14 protein-coding genes are annotated in these 15,881 nt (G+C 65.2%); 9 read left to right on the forward strand and 5 right to left on the reverse strand.

The genetic code is table 11. From position 1 onward, the window contains the following. Position 1 precedes the first annotated feature (1 nt). Both KUV74_RS10725 and KUV74_RS10730 read left to right on the forward strand, forming a co-directional pair. Positions 2-745 (forward strand): HpcH/HpaI aldolase/citrate lyase family protein, encoded by a 744-nt coding sequence (locus KUV74_RS10725; protein WP_222516292.1) that lies wholly within the window; start codon positions 2-4, stop codon positions 743-745. 36 nt (positions 746-781) lie between these two features. Further along, entirely contained in the window at positions 782-2,500 is a 1,719-nt protein-coding gene (locus tag KUV74_RS10730) for a thiamine pyrophosphate-binding protein (RefSeq protein ID WP_108132008.1), read from the forward strand. A 10-nt stretch (positions 2,501-2,510) separates the two neighbouring features. Here KUV74_RS10730 and KUV74_RS10735 read toward each other — a convergent pair whose 3' ends face one another. After that, positions 2,511-3,506, reverse strand: a complete 996-nt coding sequence (locus KUV74_RS10735) for a LysR family transcriptional regulator (protein WP_045992342.1) — start codon at positions 3,504-3,506, stop codon at positions 2,511-2,513. Between the two features lie 638 nt (positions 3,507-4,144). On the opposite strand from KUV74_RS10735, the gene dctP reads away from it, so the two are divergent. The 4 genes from dctP to KUV74_RS10755 are packed head-to-tail and all read left to right on the forward strand — an operon-like array spanning position 4,145 to position 7,678. After that, on the forward strand, positions 4,145-5,158 hold the full coding sequence (gene dctP, locus KUV74_RS10740; RefSeq protein ID WP_162816416.1) for a TRAP transporter substrate-binding protein DctP: 1,014 nt from the start codon (positions 4,145-4,147) through the stop codon (positions 5,156-5,158). Between the two features lie 13 nt (positions 5,159-5,171). Next, positions 5,172-5,687: a TRAP transporter small permease gene (locus KUV74_RS10745; protein WP_108132011.1), complete on the forward strand. Its 516-nt coding sequence runs from the start codon at positions 5,172-5,174 to the stop codon at positions 5,685-5,687. A 3-nt stretch (positions 5,688-5,690) separates the two neighbouring features. After that, positions 5,691-6,995, forward strand: coding sequence for a TRAP transporter large permease subunit (locus KUV74_RS10750; protein ID WP_222516293.1), 1,305 nt, complete (start codon positions 5,691-5,693; stop codon positions 6,993-6,995). 11 nt (positions 6,996-7,006) lie between these two features. Beyond that, a complete protein-coding gene (locus tag KUV74_RS10755) occupies positions 7,007-7,678 on the forward strand; it encodes an RraA family protein (RefSeq protein ID WP_108132013.1) in 672 nt (223 codons plus the stop codon). A gap of 185 nt (positions 7,679-7,863) precedes the next feature. On the opposite strand, the gene KUV74_RS10760 is transcribed toward KUV74_RS10755, so the two are convergent. The 4 genes from KUV74_RS10760 to KUV74_RS10775 all read right to left on the reverse strand — a co-directional run bounded on the left by KUV74_RS10760 (position 7,864) and on the right by KUV74_RS10775 (position 12,235). Further along, positions 7,864-8,925: a DctP family TRAP transporter solute-binding subunit gene (locus tag KUV74_RS10760; protein WP_222516294.1), complete on the reverse strand. Its 1,062-nt coding sequence runs from the start codon at positions 8,923-8,925 to the stop codon at positions 7,864-7,866. A gap of 99 nt (positions 8,926-9,024) precedes the next feature. Further along, positions 9,025-10,311, reverse strand: a complete 1,287-nt coding sequence (locus tag KUV74_RS10765; RefSeq protein ID WP_181248614.1) for a TRAP transporter large permease — start codon at positions 10,309-10,311, stop codon at positions 9,025-9,027. A 15-nt stretch (positions 10,312-10,326) separates the two neighbouring features. After that, positions 10,327-10,839 (reverse strand): TRAP transporter small permease, encoded by a 513-nt coding sequence (locus tag KUV74_RS10770; protein ID WP_108132015.1) that lies wholly within the window; start codon positions 10,837-10,839, stop codon positions 10,327-10,329. Between the two features lie 322 nt (positions 10,840-11,161). Further along, positions 11,162-12,235, reverse strand: a complete 1,074-nt coding sequence (locus KUV74_RS10775) for a MurR/RpiR family transcriptional regulator (RefSeq protein WP_222516295.1) — start codon at positions 12,233-12,235, stop codon at positions 11,162-11,164. A 196-nt stretch (positions 12,236-12,431) separates the two neighbouring features. Between KUV74_RS10775 and KUV74_RS10780 the strand changes: the two genes are divergently transcribed. The 3 genes from KUV74_RS10780 to KUV74_RS10790 are packed head-to-tail and all read left to right on the forward strand — an operon-like array spanning position 12,432 to position 15,824. After that, positions 12,432-13,661, forward strand: coding sequence for a diaminopropionate ammonia-lyase (locus KUV74_RS10780; RefSeq protein WP_108132017.1), 1,230 nt, complete (start codon positions 12,432-12,434; stop codon positions 13,659-13,661). Next, positions 13,651-14,907 (forward strand): Zn-dependent hydrolase, encoded by a 1,257-nt coding sequence (locus tag KUV74_RS10785; RefSeq protein ID WP_108132018.1) that lies wholly within the window; start codon positions 13,651-13,653, stop codon positions 14,905-14,907. Before KUV74_RS10780 ends, KUV74_RS10785 begins: the two co-directional genes overlap by 11 nt. Continuing rightward, a complete protein-coding gene (locus KUV74_RS10790; RefSeq protein WP_108132019.1) occupies positions 14,904-15,824 on the forward strand; it encodes an N-carbamoyl-D-amino-acid hydrolase in 921 nt (306 codons plus the stop codon). The genes KUV74_RS10785 and KUV74_RS10790 overlap by 4 nt, the downstream gene beginning before the upstream one ends. Positions 15,825-15,881: the final 57 nt, after the last annotated feature.

Genomic DNA, 15,881 nt, shown 5'->3' on the forward strand with positions numbered 1-15,881 from the left:
CATGGCGTCCTTGATTCCGACTCCTTTGTCCCTGACCCAGTGTCGCAGCTGGCTGTTCGTGCCGGGGCATGACCCGGCACGCCTGGATCAGGCGCTGGATAGCGGCGCCGAGGCCATCATCGTCGACCTGGAGGAGTTCACCCCGGCCGCCGATCGCCGCCAGGCCTGCGACGACTTTGTCGCCTTCGCCGAGCGCTGCCGGCAGCACCAGCGGCTGCCCATGGCGCGCATCAACCCGCTGACCCAGGGCGGCAAGGGCGAGCTGGCGGCGCTGATGCGGGCACGACCAGCGGCCATCTTCCTGCCCCAGGTCGAGTCCTCCATGGACATCGTGCTGCTGGCCCTGGCACTGGCCCGCGAAGAGCGTCGCGTCGGCCTCGAACAGGGCTGTACCGCGCTGATACCGACGCTGGAGAGCGCCGTCGGTGTGGGCGCCGCAGCGGAGATCCTCAAGGCAAGCCCAAGGGTGAGCGCGGCGCTTCTCGGCAGTGGCGATCTGTCGCGTGATCTGGGCGTTGCCGCCGACGCCGAGCCAGGCGAGCGGGCCAGCGTCCTGGCGCCCTGGCGCCAGCGCTTCGTCGACGCCTGCGCCAAGGCCGAGTGTCTGGCCATCGACGGCCCCTGGACTTGCCGAGAGGGCTTCGAGCAAGACCTCGAGTGGGCCATGGCGCGGGGCTTTCGTGCCCGCTGCGTGGTGCTGCCCGAACAGATCGCCCCGCTGCACCGCGCCCTGACAGACGCCTGAACCGTCTTTACCAACAACGATATCGAGAACCCTGACATGAGCCTGCCAGCCTCCACGCTTTCGCCAACCACGTCCCTTGCGCGCCGCAATGGCGGCCAGATCCTGATGGACCAGCTGCGCGCCCACGGCGCCCGCCGGGTCTTCCTGGTGCCGGGGGAAAGCTACCTGCCCTGCATCGACGCCCTCAACGAGCATCGGGGCGCCATCGAGCCCATCGTCTGTCGTCAGGAAAGCGGCGCCGCCTACATGGCCGAGGCCTACGGTAAGCTGACCAACGAGCCGGGCATCTGCTTCGTGACCCGTGGCCCGGGGGCCACCAACGCCTCCATCGGGGTGCATACCGCCTTTCAGGACTCGACCCCGATGATCCTGTTCATCGGCCAGGTAGGGAACGACTTCGTCGAGCGCGAGGCCTTCCAGGAGATCGACTACCGTCGCATGTTCGGCCCCATGGCCAAGTGGGTCGCCCAGATCGATGCCACCGATCGTATCCCCGAGTACATCGCCCGGGCCTATCGCGTCGCCACCAGCGGGCGTCCCGGTCCGGTGGTGCTGGCGTTGCCGGAAGACACCTTGTGGGGCGAGGCCGAGGTGGCCGACGCCCAGCCCATGGCCAAGCTGCATTCCCACCCCGGCGCGGCTCAGCTCGAGGCGCTCAAGGCGCGTCTGGCCGAGGCCGAGCGGCCCTTCCTGCTGATCGGTGGCAGCGGCTGGACGGCACAGGCTCAGGCCCAGATGGCGGCCTTCGCCGAGCGTTTCGATCTGCCGGTGGGGGTGGCCTGGCGCCGGCTCGAGTGCTTCGACCAGCGCGATCCGCGCTTTGTCGGCCACGTCGGCTTCGCCATGGACGACGCCCTGCGCGAGCGGCTTGAGCACAGCGACCTGCTGATCGCCGTCGGCACCCGCATGGGCGAGGCCACCAGCGAAGGCTACTCGTGGATCCAGTCGCCGACCCCGCGCCAGACGCTGGTGCACGTCTACCCGGATCCCGAAGAGCTGGGCCGGGTCTATCATGCCGAGCTTGCCATCAACGCCGACGTGGTGGGCTTCGCCGCCGCCCTGGACGGGCTGGCGCCGGACACCTCACCGCGCTGGGCCGACCAGACCCGCGCCGCGCGCGCCGACTACCTGGCGACGCTTGAGCCCCAGCCGGCCCCGGGGCCGCTGAGTCTCGACAAGGTCGCCGCCAGCGTCGATCGTCGCCTGGATGGCCAGGGCTGCATCAGCGTGGGGGCCGGCAACTATGCGCTGTACGCCCACCGTTACGTGCGCTTCGCCGGGCTTGGCAGCTCGCTGGCGCCGACGGTGGGCTCCATGGGCTACGGCCTGCCGGCGGCGATCTCGTTCAAGCTCGAGCACCCCGACCGCCCGGCGGTGTGCTTCGCCGGTGACGGCTGCTTCCAGATGAACCTGCAGGAGTTGGGGGTGGCGCTGCAGTACGATGTCGGCCTGGTGATCCTTCTGTTCAACAACGGCATGTGGGGTACCATCCGTGCCCACCAGGAAAACGACTTCCCCGGCCGCGAGATCGCCCTGACCTTCACCAACCCGGCCTTCACCACCCTGGTCGAGTCCTACGGCGGCCTGGGCGAGATCGTCGAGCGGGACGAGGACTTCGACGCCGCCTTCGAGCGCGCCCTGGCCTTCGCCGAGCGCGAACGCCGTCCGGCGCTGATCGAACTGCGCTACGAGGCCGACGGCATCGCCCCGGGCAAGCGGCTGAGTGCCATCCGCGAGGCTGCCCTGGCGCGTTGAACAGGCTGCCCTATGGCGTATCGTCAAAAGCGAGGGGTGCCTGGGCGGCGTCGGCCACGTCGATACCGGTGGTCAGGCGGTGCTCCATGGGCACCTTGGCCATGCTGGTGAGGAAGAACTCGATAAAGGTTGTCTCCGCCACGCTGGCGCGGCCTTCGCGGTGCCACATCAGGTGCAGGTCGATGTCGGCCACGCCGTCGTAGGGCGGCAGCGGCCACAGTTCGCCGTCCGCCACCTGCCGGGCCACCAGGTGCTCCGGCAGGCAGCCGATGCCCCAGCCCGCCATGACCATGCGCTGGATCTCCTGCAGACGACTGGACTGCCCCACCACCGGGCCCTTGAGGCCGTGCTGGGCGCGGAACACCGCCAGCGGCGACAGCACCCCGTCGAGCTGCTCGCTGCCGAAGGACACGTAGGCCTCCTGCTTGAGTTCTTCCATGGGCAGGCTGTCGCGGCCGAACAGGCGGTGGCTGCGCCCGCAGTACAGCCGATAGCGCTGGCGCGCCAGCACCTGGCTGTCGAGGTTGTCCGGGCAACTCTGGGCCAGACAGATACCCAGCGCGCTCTGGCGTTGTGACAGGGCGTGCTGCACCTCCTGACTCGACATGTCCTCGATTTCGAAGGTGATCTGCGGATAGCGACGATGGAAGGCCGCCAGCACGCTGTCGAGAAAGCGACACTGGATACCGGTGATAAAGGCCAGCGAGACGTGGCCGGCCACCTCCGGGTCCGACTCCCCCACCGAGGCCGCCAGGCGTGCCACATTGGCGTAGATATCCACCGCCTCGCGGTACACCAGTTGACCCGCCTGGGTCACCCGAAAGCGATGGCTGTCGCGCTCGATCAGCTTCTGGCCCAGCCGTTCTTCCAGCCGTTTCAGCGACAGACTCACCGCCGGCTGAGACAGGTACAGGCGCACCGCCGCCTTGCTCACGCTCTCTTCCTGCACGATGACGATAAAGGTCCGCAGCAGGTTCCAGTCCAGGGTGTCGTGAATCGGCCGCATCACCGGCTCCTTTCATTTCTGTCAGCAAGAGGCGCTCGTGGGGACGATCTGTCCTCGCCGAAGGCGCCCTGATGTTGGCCTGTGTATGGTTGGCCAAGCTGTTGTCAGAGAATACACCGTCGGCCGTTGTCGGGCATGGGTTACCTCCTGCCAGCTTCGGCCTGGTCGAGGGTAACCGGCCAGGCGAGTCGATCCCTTCTTGCTGGAAATAGTTTTTCTTCTGCTGAAAGGTGGCCGATAGGGTGTCGAAATTGTCGCCTGTGGCAATAACGACGATGGAGCTGGGCGGGCGTCTGTGCGAAAGAGGGTGTTTTATATAAGTCGTTGTATTATTTGCTTTATCAGGCGTTGTCGGGGTTTTGTCTCATCATGTTTGGCGTAAAATACTTCGAGATAATAGCCCTTTAATACGAGATTTTTCACAAGATAGTGCTCTTTATTTTTCTGGTTTTTATATTTTCATTTTGTTGTATAAATTCCGTAAATTCTACATATTAAAAATCGAAAAACTCGATCGGTGCCTTTCCATTGACCCCGGTGTGTCGGCCTGACTAGATTGAAGTGGTATCGAAGATCCTTCTGCCGGACGCATCCCGCCTCGGCCACGGATGATAACAACCATAAACGCGAGGAAGACCATGAATCGCTCCCTGTCCCGACTCTCCCGCTCCATCCTGACCGTGTCCGCGCTGTCGCTGTCTGCCCTGTCACTGTCGGCGCTGTCACCCGATGCCCAGGCCACCGATCTGCGCATGCTGTCGAGCTACGACCTGACCTCGGCCTACACCCGCGAAGTCGCCCAGCGCTATATCGACAAGGTCCAGGGCGCCAGCGACGGCGAGGTCTCCATCAGCCTCAATGGCCCCGACGTGGTGCCGCCGTTCGAACAGCTGCAGCCGGTCTCGGTAGGGGTGTTCGACCTGCTCTACACCCACGGCGCCTACCACACCAACACCACCGGTGTCGGCGCGGCCATGGACGGGGTCTTCGTCGATCCTGCCAAGACCCGCGAGTCCGGCCTGTGGGACTTCATCGACAGCCACTACAACGAGCTCGGCCTGAAGCTGCTGGCGATTCCGCCGCTCGGCTCCAGCGGTTTCCAGTACGTGCTCAAGGAGCCCATCGAAGGCTCGCCGGGCCTCGAGGGACGTCGTCTGCGCGGCAGCCCCACCTACACCAACGTGACCCAGGGCCTGGGTGGCACGCCGGTGCTGATGTCCAGCGGCGACGTCTACTCCTCACTGGATCGTAACGTCATCGACGGCGCTGCCTGGGGCCTCAACGGCGTCGAGGATCTTGGCTGGCACGAGGTGGCGGGCTACTTCTCCAAGCCCACCTTCGGCCAGACCTACACCTACCTGCTGATGAACCTCGACACCTTCAATGGCCTCGACGAGCAGCAGCAGTCGGTGCTGCTGGCCCAGGGCGAGGCGCTGGAAAGCGAGATCGCCGGGGTGCTCGACGAACTGGCGGTCGAGGAATGGGCGCGCCTGCGGGAGCTCGGCATGCACGAAACCGAGTTCGCCCCGGAAGACGCCGAGCGTCTCGACGAGCTGGTGACCGAAGGCATCTGGCAGCTCGGCCTCGACAAGTCGCCGGAGGCGGTGGCCAAGATGCGCGAGATCGCCGAAAGCAACGACATGACCCCCTGATCGGATCGCTCCCATGCTGGCTACCATTGCCCGTTGGCACGATGGCCTCACGCGATTCGGCTTCTACCTCGGCGGTGCCACCCTGTGTGGCATCGTCGTGTGTTTCTGGATCGAAGTGGTGGCCCGCTACTTCTTCAACGCCCCGACCCTGTGGTCGAGCTCCATCGTCGCCTACTGTCTGTGCCTGTCGGCCAGCCTGGCCATGCCGGAACTCGCCCGGACCCGTGGGCACATCGCCATCAGCGTGCTGCAGGACAGCCTGCCCGCCGCCCGTCGACAGGGCTTCGAGCGCTTCACCTCGCTGCTGACCGCGGCGGTGTGTGCGCTGGCAGCCTGGATGCTGATCAGCGAGAGCCTTCGCCAGTTGGCCAGCGGCACCACCACCGCTATGGGGCTCGATATCCCCAAGGTGTGGGTGTCGAGCTTTATCGGCTACGGCTTTTCCAATACCGCGCTGCACTTTCTGCGGCGCGCGCTGCTGCCCGCCACCGTCGAGTGGCCCAGCGACAGTCCACGGCAGGAGGCGTAGACGATGGAGTGGTATGTCACCCTGGGCCTGGCCGTCGCCCTGCTGATGGGGCTGTTCGCCCTCGGCGTGCCGGTGTTCGTGGCCTTTCTGGCGATCAACGTGGCCGGCACCTTCTGGCTGATGGGCAGCGCCGGCTTCGGCCTGTTCGCCAACAGCGTCTATGACACCGTCATCTCGGAGACGCTGACCACCATCGCGCTGTTCGTGCTGATGGGCGAGCTGCTGTTCCGCTCGGGCTCCATCGACGTCATCTTCGACTCCCTCGACACCCTGATGGGACGCATCAAGGGCCGCTTGTACTTCTTCGTGGTGGCCCTGTCGACGCTGTTCGGCGCGCTGTCCGGCTCGGCCCTGGCGGTGACCGCCATGCTCAGCCGTTCGGCGCTACCGACGATGCAGCAGCGTGGCTACGACGACCGCCTGTCGATCGGCCTGATCCTCGGCGGCGCCGGCCTTGCACCGATCATCCCGCCGAGCCTTCTGGTGATCATCATCGGCTCCATGGTCGACGTCTCCATCGCTCGCCTTTTGATCGCAGGCATCATTCCGGGCATGCTCCTGGCCGGGTTGTTCGTGACCTACGTGGTGGTGCGCATGATGCTGGACCCGTCGCGGGCACCGGCGGTGGACGACTCGGGCGGCGGCAACTGGCGCCAGCGCGGTCGGGCGCTGGCCAACATGGCGCCGTTCTCGATCATCATCTTCTCGGTGCTGGGGCTGATGATGCTGGGGGTGGCGACGCCGTCTGAGTCCGCCGCCACCGGCGTGCTCGGGGCCATTCTGGTGGCCTTCTACTACCGCAAGTTCAGCCTCAAGATGGCCGGACAGGCGCTGCTGTCGTCGCTGTCGATCAGCGCCATGATCATCACCATCCTGGCTTGCTCCAAGCTGTTCAGTCAGCTTCTGTCCTTTACCGGGGCCACCTCCGGGCTGGTGGCCGCCGCCACCGCCATGGACCTGGACACCGGCCTGATGCTGCTGCTGTTGATGCTGATCCCGCTTATCGCCTGCATGTTCATCGACCAGATCGCCTTCATGATGGTGGTCATCCCGATCTACGCCCCGCTGGTCAAGGCCTACGGGTTCGACCCGGTGTGGTTCTGGACGCTGTTTCTGATCAACCTGGCGGTGGGCAGCCTGACCCCGCCGTTCGGCTACAACCTGTTCGCGGTCAAGGGCGGGGCACCCTCGGTGTCGATGCCGACCATCTACGCCGCCGCCTGGCCGATCGTGCTGTGCTTCCTGTTCGGCATGCTGATGCTGTACTGGGTGCCGGGACTGATCACCTGGCTGCCGAGCCTGATATAAGGAAAAACGCTGTGTACACCATCGCCGACCTGCCCGCCCCGCTGGACCCCGCCCGCCATCAGCGCCTGCTCGAGTGCGAGACCGCCACCATCGGTCACTTCCGCGAAGAGGGCTTTATCGACCCCGAGATCCGCTGCCAGCTCGACGAGGTGCGGGTGGCCGGGGTTGCCGTGACCCTGTCGCTGCCGCCGGGAGATGGCACCCTGCTCAACCACGCCATGCGCCTGTTACGTCCCGGCGATGTACTGGTGATCGATCGCCAGGGCGATCGTCGTCACGCCTGCTGGGGCGGGGTGCTGACCGAGGTCGGCTCGCGCCTGGGACTGGCCGGGGTGATCATCGACGGCACCGCCACTGACCTGGCTACCCTGCGCGCAAAGCGCTTCCCGGTGTGGAGCCGCGGCGTCTCGTCGCTGACCACCAAGCTCGCCGACCAGGGCGGTGCCATGAACCTGCCGGTCAGCGTCGGTGGAGTGGTGGTATCCGCCGGCGACGTGGTGCTGGCCGACGAGAATGGCGTGGTGGTACTGCCGCCGTCGGAGGTCGACGCGGTGATCGACCACACCCTGGAACTGCAGCGCCAGGAAGAACGCATCCTCGAGCGACTCGCCCAGGGCGAGTGCCTTCCGGACATCAGCGGCGCAAGTGCCATGGTCGAAAACCGGCTGACGCCGTCGAACTAGCGAAGCCGACGCCGTAGGCAAGCTGTCTTCCGCTGACATTCGGGTCGCGCAAGTGCCATGGCCGAATATCGGCTGACACCGTCGAACTGAAGTTGCAACAGTGACCAACGATCAGGCCGCTCCCCACGGGGAGCGGCCTGATCGTTTTTGGGCGCTTGGGAAATGCTATCGCGGGCGAGGCGACATCAGGGTGCGTCGGCTGCATCGATGGCGTCGAGCATGCTCGCCAGCAGGGCTTCGCCTTCACTGCCGTAGCGCTCGCTGATCACCTCGCGCACCGCTGGCTGGGCCTTGTCGATAAAGGCCTGACGGGCCTCGGGGGTGATGGCGTTGACTTCCATGCCGTCGGCCAGCTTCGGCAGGCCGTTGTCGGAGGCCTCGATGATCCGCGACATCGAGCGGCCGGCGTCCACCGCCACATCGGCGGCCCAGTCGATGACCTTCTGCTGCTCGGGGTCGAGCCCGTTGTAGAAGTCCTCGTTGATCAGCCAGATGTAGGGCGTGATCAGGTGGTTGCTGACGGTCAGGTAGGACTGCACCTCGTCGAAGTTGGCGAAGGACGTCTGCTGGATCGGGTTCATCTGGCCGTCGGCCACACCGGTCTGCAGCGCGGTATACACCTCGGACCAGGCCAGTGGCGTGGCCTCGGCCCCCAGGGCATTGATCATCGCTTCGTGGGTGGGCAGCGTCATGGTGCGAATGCGCAGTCCGTCCATGTCGTCGGTGGTCTCGATCGGACGCTGGGAGTTGGTGAACTGGAAGAAGCCGCCGCTGTCGAGCAGCCCCAGCACCTTGAGGCCGTCGGTCTCGGCTTCGAGGTCCTCGGCCAGGGCCTTGCCGAAGTCGCTGTCCAGGTCGATGACCTCGGTGGCCACCGCGATGTTGGGGAAGGCGAAGGGAATATCGAAGATGCCGATACGCGGATAGTGTTCCGCGACGCCACCGGCGGAAGAAATGGTGGACTGCACGATGCCCTGGCCGACCTGATTGATGACGTTGGCATCCTCGCCCAGCTGCCCGGCGGGGAAGATCTCGATCTGAATCTCGCCGTTGGTGGCGGTCTCCACCAGCTGCTTGAACACGGCGGTCATCGCGCCGGAGTTGCTGGCGGTGGGGTCCGGCGGATTGAGGTGGGCGATGCGCATGGTGGTCGCGGCCTGGGTCGAGGCGCTGGCGACCAGGGCGGCGGCGAGAGCGGCGCCCACCAGGGCAGTACGCGGGGTGACGGGGAGGGGCAGTCGAGACATGGTTCACTCCTTGCGTTGTTGTTGGCGCCCGCCGAGCGAGCCAGGCGCCTTGGGTGTTGCACTGCGTCGAGGACAAGCGGCGCCTGGCGCCGCAATAGATTAGCCCGCCAGTCCCAGCATGCGCGGGATGGCCAGACTGATGGGTTCCCAGTAGGCGGTGGCCAGCAGCACCAGCAGCTCGACCACGATGAAGGGCCACAGCGAGCGAGTGATCGATTCGATGCGCTCGCCGGTCACCGACGCCAGCACGAACAGGCAGGCGCCGACCGGTGGTGTCATCAGCGAGATGGTCAGCGACAGGATGATGATCATGCCTGCGTGTACCGGCTCAAGCCCGATGGTCGCGGCCAGGGGGGCGAGCACCGGCGCCAGGATGATCAACGCAGCGTTGATATCCATGAACAGGCCGATGAACAGCAGCAGGGCGACGATCATCGTGACCACCACCACGGGTGACTGCGACACCGACAGGAAGGCGTCGGCGATCAGCTGGGGGATCTGATTGAAGGTCATCCACCAGCCGAGGATCGAGGCCGAGGCGATGATCAGGAAGATGACCCCGGTGATCAGCGCGGTCCTCGCCAGCATCTCGTAGAGATCACGCCAGCCGATGTTGCGATAGCACACGCAGCCGACAAAGAGGGCGTAGAACACCGCCAGCGCAGCGGCTTCGGTGGGCGTGGTGATGCCGGTGAGGATGGCGCCGAGGATGAAGACCGGCAGGATCAGCGCCAGCAGGCTCAGGCGAAATTCCTTGAGAATACGAGCAAGGCTGGTGCCCTGTTCATCCTTGGGCAGGTTGAGGCGGCGGGCGGTGGCCGCGATCAGGCACATGCACACCAGACACAGCAGCAGCCCGGGGATGATCCCGGCGGCGAACAGCCCGGCAATCGACACCCCCATCAGCGAGCCGTAGATGATGGCCAGGGTGGATGGGGGGATGATCGGACCGATGATGGAGCCGGCCGCCGTGACGGCGCAGGCGTAAGGGCCACTGTAGCCGGCCTTCTTCATTGCCGGCACGAGGGTATTGCCGAAGGCGGCGGCGTCGGCGGTGGCCGAGCCGGTGAGCCCGGCGAACATCACCGACGCCAGCATGTTGGAGTGGGCCATGCCGCCGCGCAGCCAGCCCACCAGTGACTGGGCGAAGTTGACCAGGTTCAGGGTCAGCCCGGAACGGTTCATGATCTCGCCGGCGAGGATGAAGAACGGCATCGCCAGGAACGGGAACAGGTTCAGCCCAGAAAAGAACTTGTCAGGGACCATGGCGAGAAAACTGCCACCGCCCATGTCGACGAGTCCCAGCAGCCCGGCGACGCCGAGCACGATACCCACCGGCATGCCGATGACCAGCAGCAGAAAGAAGGCAGAGGCGACTAGCACCATGAGGGCGACTCCTGTTCAGGTGCGCTCGAGCGCCGGTTGGGGGGACGTACGCTTCATGTCCTTCAGCGCAGACAGAGCGAGCTGCAGGCACGCCACTCCGGAGGCGATGGGGAGGATCAGGTAGGGGTAGCCCTTGGGAACCCCGAAGATCATGGTGGACTGACTGAAGCCGCGTTCGACGTAGGTCAGGCTGTAGAAGAACATGACCGCGAAAAAGGCGATGCCGATAAGGTCGAAGGACAGCGCAAGAACACGCTGGAGAAGCGCCGGAAGTCGGTCGAAGAGTACCAGCATGCCGACATGCTGGCGCCGACATATCCCCATGGAGATTGCCAGCAACGCGACCCAGATCATCAGATAACGGGCCATCTCTTCGGTAAAGGTGAGGTTCCAGGGAAGGACATAGCGGGCGAGGATGCCGGTCCAGACGGTGACGACCAGAACGGCGAGCAGAATGACGCAGCAACGCTCCACCCATTGGTCCAGGGTGTGGCTCAGTCGTGCCGCCAGGTCAAGGGTTCGTGACATGGTGATTGGCTCCCGTCGTGTCTTGTGTTTGTTCTTTACATCTTTGGTGCCAGAGTCGGGTTTCTATCGGTTTTTCAGTATTTTGCTGTGTTCAATGTTCCCTTTTTCGACCTGATAAAGCTCGAGGCGATAATAAATGGTGCAAGCGGATGTTCACCTTGGTGCAGACTGACTTTCGCGCTTGAACCCTTGTGGTGAATGTGTCGGTTTATCAGAATATAGGGTTTCTAGAAATTTTCCGTCATGAGATAAGTAGTCACTGGGTTAACGGCTTTTTTGGCACATGATTCCCCCCGTATATTCATCACCACAGAAGATGTTGTTAGAACCTGGAGAGCTCATCCAGGCTGTCATGAAGCGCTTCGACCTCCCTCAGGCGCTGCTGACAGGTATCGATATTCTGACGGTAAAAAATGGTGCAGATCGCCTGGATCATGCTGAGGCAGGAGGCGTAGCTGTCGAAGGGTGAAGCCGAGGCCACCCGTGCTTCCAGGCGCCAGTCGCCTGCCAGGGTGGTCGGGCAGGTCGGATCGACCAGCAGCAGGGTCTTGGCTCCCTGCTGACGGCAGCAGTCGAGCAGGCTGGTCTCCTGGCCGGTGCGTCGCCTCAGCGCGATCAGTATCACCAGATCATCCGCTCCTACGTCGACCAGGTCCTCGCCGAGGGTCTGGCCTGGCCGGGGCAGCAGCTGGACATCGGGCCTGAGCAATTGCAATTGACGATGAAAGAAGCTCGCCAGCATCTGGCTGTTGCGAAACCCCGCTAGATGTACCCGGGGCGCCTTGCCCAGGGCCGAGATGGCCTCGCCTAGCGCCGCCTGGTCCAGCTCGGCGAAGCTGCGCGCCAGGTTGTCCTGTTCCTGCGCCAGGTGCATCCCGAGTGCGCTATCCGCATCGAGCCCGCCCAGTGCACTCTGGCTCCCTGACAGCGCTTGGCCCTCCGTCCCGCGTGCCGACGGCTGGCGCGAGCTGCCGCCCTGGGCGGCACTTTCCAGGCCGGTACCCTGCTCAAGCGCACCGCTGTCATGGCCGGTGGCGTTCTGGCCTGTCGCACTGTTGTTGCCAGGAGCCGGTCGACGGGCCTCGGTGGCGCTGGACAGGTACAGCGGCGAGCCCCAGCGCTGGGCGTCACGCACCTGCTGTCTGGCCTCGTTGAAGTCGCGGTAGCCGAGCCGGCGAAACAGGCGTGACGCCGCCGCTCGAGAGGTACCGGCGGCCTCGGCCAGTTCTCCCGCACCGTAGCGCGAGATGTCACCGGGAAAGTTCAGCAGCAGCTCGGCCAGTCGGCGCTCCGCCGGAGGCAGGTCCTGGTGGTGGGCGCGTAGCCTGGCTTCGAGGCTCTGTTCGTGGCTGAGGCTCTGTTCGTGGCTCATGTCGGCGTGGGTCGTGTCGGTCATGAAAGCAGTATGGCACGTGGTAAAGCGATGTGAAAATGTATTTTCAATAATTGACAAAGTGAAAATATGGTTTCAGATTGAGGTGAGATATTCAGGCCAGGTGACCTTTGCCAGGCCAGGGCCCCACCGCCCTCGCTTTGCCCGCCACCCCGCGCACGGGCTCGACGACCGCTTCCCACCGACTCCAGGAGACCCCATGACCGCGCTGATCGAACATTCCCGCTGGCGCCACGTCGCCAACCCACGCGTGACGCCCGGTGCGCCCATCGGCGAGCGTCAGCGCGCGATCCTCCACCAGGCAGCGCTCGAGCAGGCGCGGGACGAGATACGCCGCTGGCCCGGCTACGCCGCGACCCCGCTGGTGGGCCTCGACGGCCTGGCGGCGGCGGCGGGAGTGGCGGCGATCCACTACAAGGACGAGTCGGAGCGCTTCTCGCTAAAAAGCTTCAAGGCCCTCGGCGGCGCCTACGCGGTGCTGCGGTTGATCAAGCGTCGGCTCGGCGAGCAGGTCACCAGCGAGGCGCTGATGGCCGGCGAGTATCGCGACGCGCTGGACGGTTTGACCGTGTGCTGTGCCACCGACGGCAACCATGGTCGCTCGGTGGCCTGGGGCGCTCGTCAGTTCGGCGTGCGCTGCGTGATCTATCTGCACGCCACCGTCTCCCCGGGCCGGGAACAGGCCATCGCCGACTTCGGTGCCGAGATCCGCCGGGTCGCCGGCAACTACGATGATTCGGTCCGTCAGGCCGCCAGCGACGCGGCCGAATACGGCTGGTTCGTGGTGTCGGACACCTCGTATCCCGGCTACATGGAGGTGCCACGGGATGTGATGCAGGGCTACAGCGTGATGGTCGATGAGGCGGTGGATCAGCTCGATCAGCCGCCCACCCACTGCTTCGTCCAGGGCGGTGTGGGGGGGCTCGCCGCCGCGACCCTGGCCCAGCTGTGGGAGGCCTATGGGGTGAATCGTCCGCGCGTGATCGTGGTCGAGCCGGAGCGCGCAGCCTGTCTGCTGGAAAGCGCCCGCAGCGGCGAGCCGGTGGCGGTCGACGGCGACCTCGATACCCTGATGGCGGGGCTCGCCTGTGGCGAGGTGTCGCTGCTGGCCTGGGAGGTGCTCGATGAAGGCATCGACGACTATCTGGCGGTCAGTGATGAAGCGGCGGTGGAGGCGATGAAGCTGCTGGCCGAGGGCGTTGGCGGCGATCCGGCGCTGGTCGCCGGGGAAAGCGCGGTCGCCGGTCTGGTGGGGTTGCTGCTGGCTAGTCAAGAGCCGGATCTGGGCGCCCGGTTGGGCCTCGATGGCAATAGCCGAGTGCTGCTGATCGGCAGTGAAGGTGCCACCGACGCCGAGGTCTATCGTGAACTGGTCGGTGCCAGCGCCGAGGACGTCATCGCACGCGGGAGGGCCAACCATGTGGAATGATCTGCGTATCGACGGCGAACGCCTGTGGCAGCGACTGAACGAATTGGGCGAGATCGGCGCGTTGCCGGGGGGCGGAGTCTGCCGCCTGGCGTTGAGCGAGGAAGATCGCCTGGGCCGTGAGCGAGTGATGGGCTGGATGCAGGAACTCGGCCTCGAGATTCACCAGGACGCCATCGGCAATGTGTTTGGTCTGCGTCCGGGGCAGCAGCCCGGCCCACCGGTGATGACGGGGTCGCATATCGATACCGTGCGCACGGGAGGCCTCTACGACGGCAATCTTGGGGTGCTGGCCGGTCTCGAGGTGGTCCAGACGCTCAATCAGGCCGGTATCGAGACGCGCCGGCCGCTGTGCGTGGCCTTCTTTACCAATGAGGAAGGCGCGCGTTTCGCGCCGGACATGATGGGCAGCCTGGTCTATGTGGGCGGCATGCCACTGGAGCAGGCGCTGTCCACCCGCGGGATCGACGGCGAGAGCGTGGCCGATTGCCTGACGCGTATCGGTGCCGTGGGCGAGCGGCCGGTGGGCCGTCCCGAGGCGCACGCCTTTGTCGAGCTGCACGTGGAACAGGGGCCGGTGCTTGAACAGCAGGGCATCACCATCGGCGCGGTAGAGCAGGTACAAGGCATTTCCTGGTCGGAGTATCGCTTCGACGGCTGCTCCAATCACGCCGGCACCACGCCGATGTCGCTGCGACGTGACGCTGCCCATGGGGCGGTGGCCACCGCCGCCTACGTCCGGCAACGCGTCGAGCAGGCAGGTGGCCATCAGGTGGGCACCGTGGGACGTATGGCGTTCACCCCGGATCTGATCAACGTGGTCCCCCTGAGCGCCAGCATGACGGTGGATCTTCGCAATACCGACGATAGCGTGCTGCGCCAGGTCGAAGAGGACGTGGAGCGCTTCGCCCGGCAGGTCGCCGAAGAGGAGGGTCTGGCGTTCGAGCGACGCTCCCTGGCCCGCTTCGAGCCGGTGGACTTCGATCCTGAAGTGGTGGGGCTGGTCGAGACCACCGCGCGCCGCCTGGGCTACAGCGTGCGTCGCATGCCCAGCGGCGCCGGCCACGACGCCCAGATGCTGGCGCGGGTCTGTCCAACGGCAATGATCTTTGTGCCGAGCGTGGGCGGCATCAGTCACAACATCGAGGAGTACACCGCGCCCGAGGATGTCGCCGCGGGAGCCAACGTGCTGCTGCAGGTGCTGCTCGAGCTGTGCCAGTCCCCTGACGTCCCGAGAGAGAATCCATGAGTCGACATATCGTGGTAGGCGCGGCCCAGTTGGGCCCCATCGCACGCAGTGAGCCACGCTCCCGGGTGATCGAGCGGATGCTGGCGCTGCTGCACAAGGCGCACCGGCGTGGCGCGACCCTGCTGGTGTTTCCCGAACTGGCCTTGACCACCTTCTTTCCCCGCTGGTTTTTCGACGATGCCGATGAACTCGATGGTTTCTACGAAGGCGAGATGCCGGGGGAGGCCACCAGGCCCCTGTTCGAGGCGGCCAGGCAACTGGGTATCGGCTTCTACCTGGGCTACGCCGAACGCATCGAGTCGGGAGGCCGGGTGCACCGTTACAACACCTCGATCCTGGTCGACCAGGCCGGTGAGCTGGTGGGCAAGTATCGCAAGGTGCATCTGCCGGGCCATCATGAGCACGAACCCTGGCGGCCCTTCCAGCATCTGGAGAAGCGCTACTTTGAACCTGGCGAGGACGGCTTTGGCTGCTGGGAGGCCTTCGGCGGCAAGATGGGCATGGCGCTGTGCAATGATCGCCGCTGGCCGGAGACCTACCGGGTCAGCGCACTCAAGGGGGTCGAGCTGCTGATGCTGGGCTACAACACCCCGATCCACTATCCGCCGGTGCCGGAGCATGACCACCTGCAGGGCTTCCACAATCATCTGTGCATGCAGGCCGGGGCCTACCAGAACGGCATGTGGGTGGTGGGCGTCGCCAAGGCGGGCCGCGAAGAAGGCTGCGACCTGCTGGGGCAGAGCTGCATCATCGCCCCCACCGGCGAGATCGTCGCCATGGCCAGCACCCTGGAGGATGAGCTGATCGTCCACGAATGCGACCTGGACCGCACCCGGGAAATACGAGAGCACATCTTCAACTTCCGCCTGCACCGGCGACCGGAGTGCTACGGCGTACTGGTGGACGACGATCAATAGACCAAAAAAAACCGCCCCGAAGGGCGGCAGGCTAGTCACGACCTTCCTGGTCGTGGA

It is taken from the genome of Halomonas sp. DP1Y21-3, assembly GCF_019801245.1.
In the GTDB taxonomy this organism is placed as follows: domain Bacteria; phylum Pseudomonadota; class Gammaproteobacteria; order Pseudomonadales; family Halomonadaceae; genus Halomonas; species Halomonas litopenaei.

What these genes read in the sequence shown, in the direction of transcription:
- KUV74_RS10725 (WP_222516292.1), top strand. Translation starts at nt 2, where the DNA reads ATGGCGTCCTTGATTCCGACTCCTTTGTCCCTGACCCAGTGTCGCAGC.
- KUV74_RS10730 (WP_108132008.1), top strand. Translation starts at nt 782, where the DNA reads ATGAGCCTGCCAGCCTCCACGCTTTCGCCAACCACGTCCCTTGCGCGC.
- KUV74_RS10735 (WP_045992342.1), bottom strand. Translation starts at nt 3,506, where the DNA reads ATGCGGCCGATTCACGACACCCTGGACTGGAACCTGCTGCGGACCTTT.
- dctP (WP_162816416.1), top strand. Translation starts at nt 4,145, where the DNA reads ATGAATCGCTCCCTGTCCCGACTCTCCCGCTCCATCCTGACCGTGTCC.
- KUV74_RS10745 (WP_108132011.1), top strand. Translation starts at nt 5,172, where the DNA reads ATGCTGGCTACCATTGCCCGTTGGCACGATGGCCTCACGCGATTCGGC.
- KUV74_RS10750 (WP_222516293.1), top strand. Translation starts at nt 5,691, where the DNA reads ATGGAGTGGTATGTCACCCTGGGCCTGGCCGTCGCCCTGCTGATGGGG.
- KUV74_RS10760 (WP_222516294.1), bottom strand. Translation starts at nt 8,925, where the DNA reads ATGTCTCGACTGCCCCTCCCCGTCACCCCGCGTACTGCCCTGGTGGGC.
- KUV74_RS10765 (WP_181248614.1), bottom strand. Translation starts at nt 10,311, where the DNA reads ATGGTGCTAGTCGCCTCTGCCTTCTTTCTGCTGCTGGTCATCGGCATG.
- KUV74_RS10770 (WP_108132015.1), bottom strand. Translation starts at nt 10,839, where the DNA reads ATGTCACGAACCCTTGACCTGGCGGCACGACTGAGCCACACCCTGGAC.
- KUV74_RS10775 (WP_222516295.1), bottom strand. Translation starts at nt 12,235, where the DNA reads ATGACCGACACGACCCACGCCGACATGAGCCACGAACAGAGCCTCAGC.
- KUV74_RS10780 (WP_108132017.1), top strand. Translation starts at nt 12,432, where the DNA reads ATGACCGCGCTGATCGAACATTCCCGCTGGCGCCACGTCGCCAACCCA.
- KUV74_RS10785 (WP_108132018.1), top strand. Translation starts at nt 13,651, where the DNA reads ATGTGGAATGATCTGCGTATCGACGGCGAACGCCTGTGGCAGCGACTG.
- KUV74_RS10790 (WP_108132019.1), top strand. Translation starts at nt 14,904, where the DNA reads ATGAGTCGACATATCGTGGTAGGCGCGGCCCAGTTGGGCCCCATCGCA.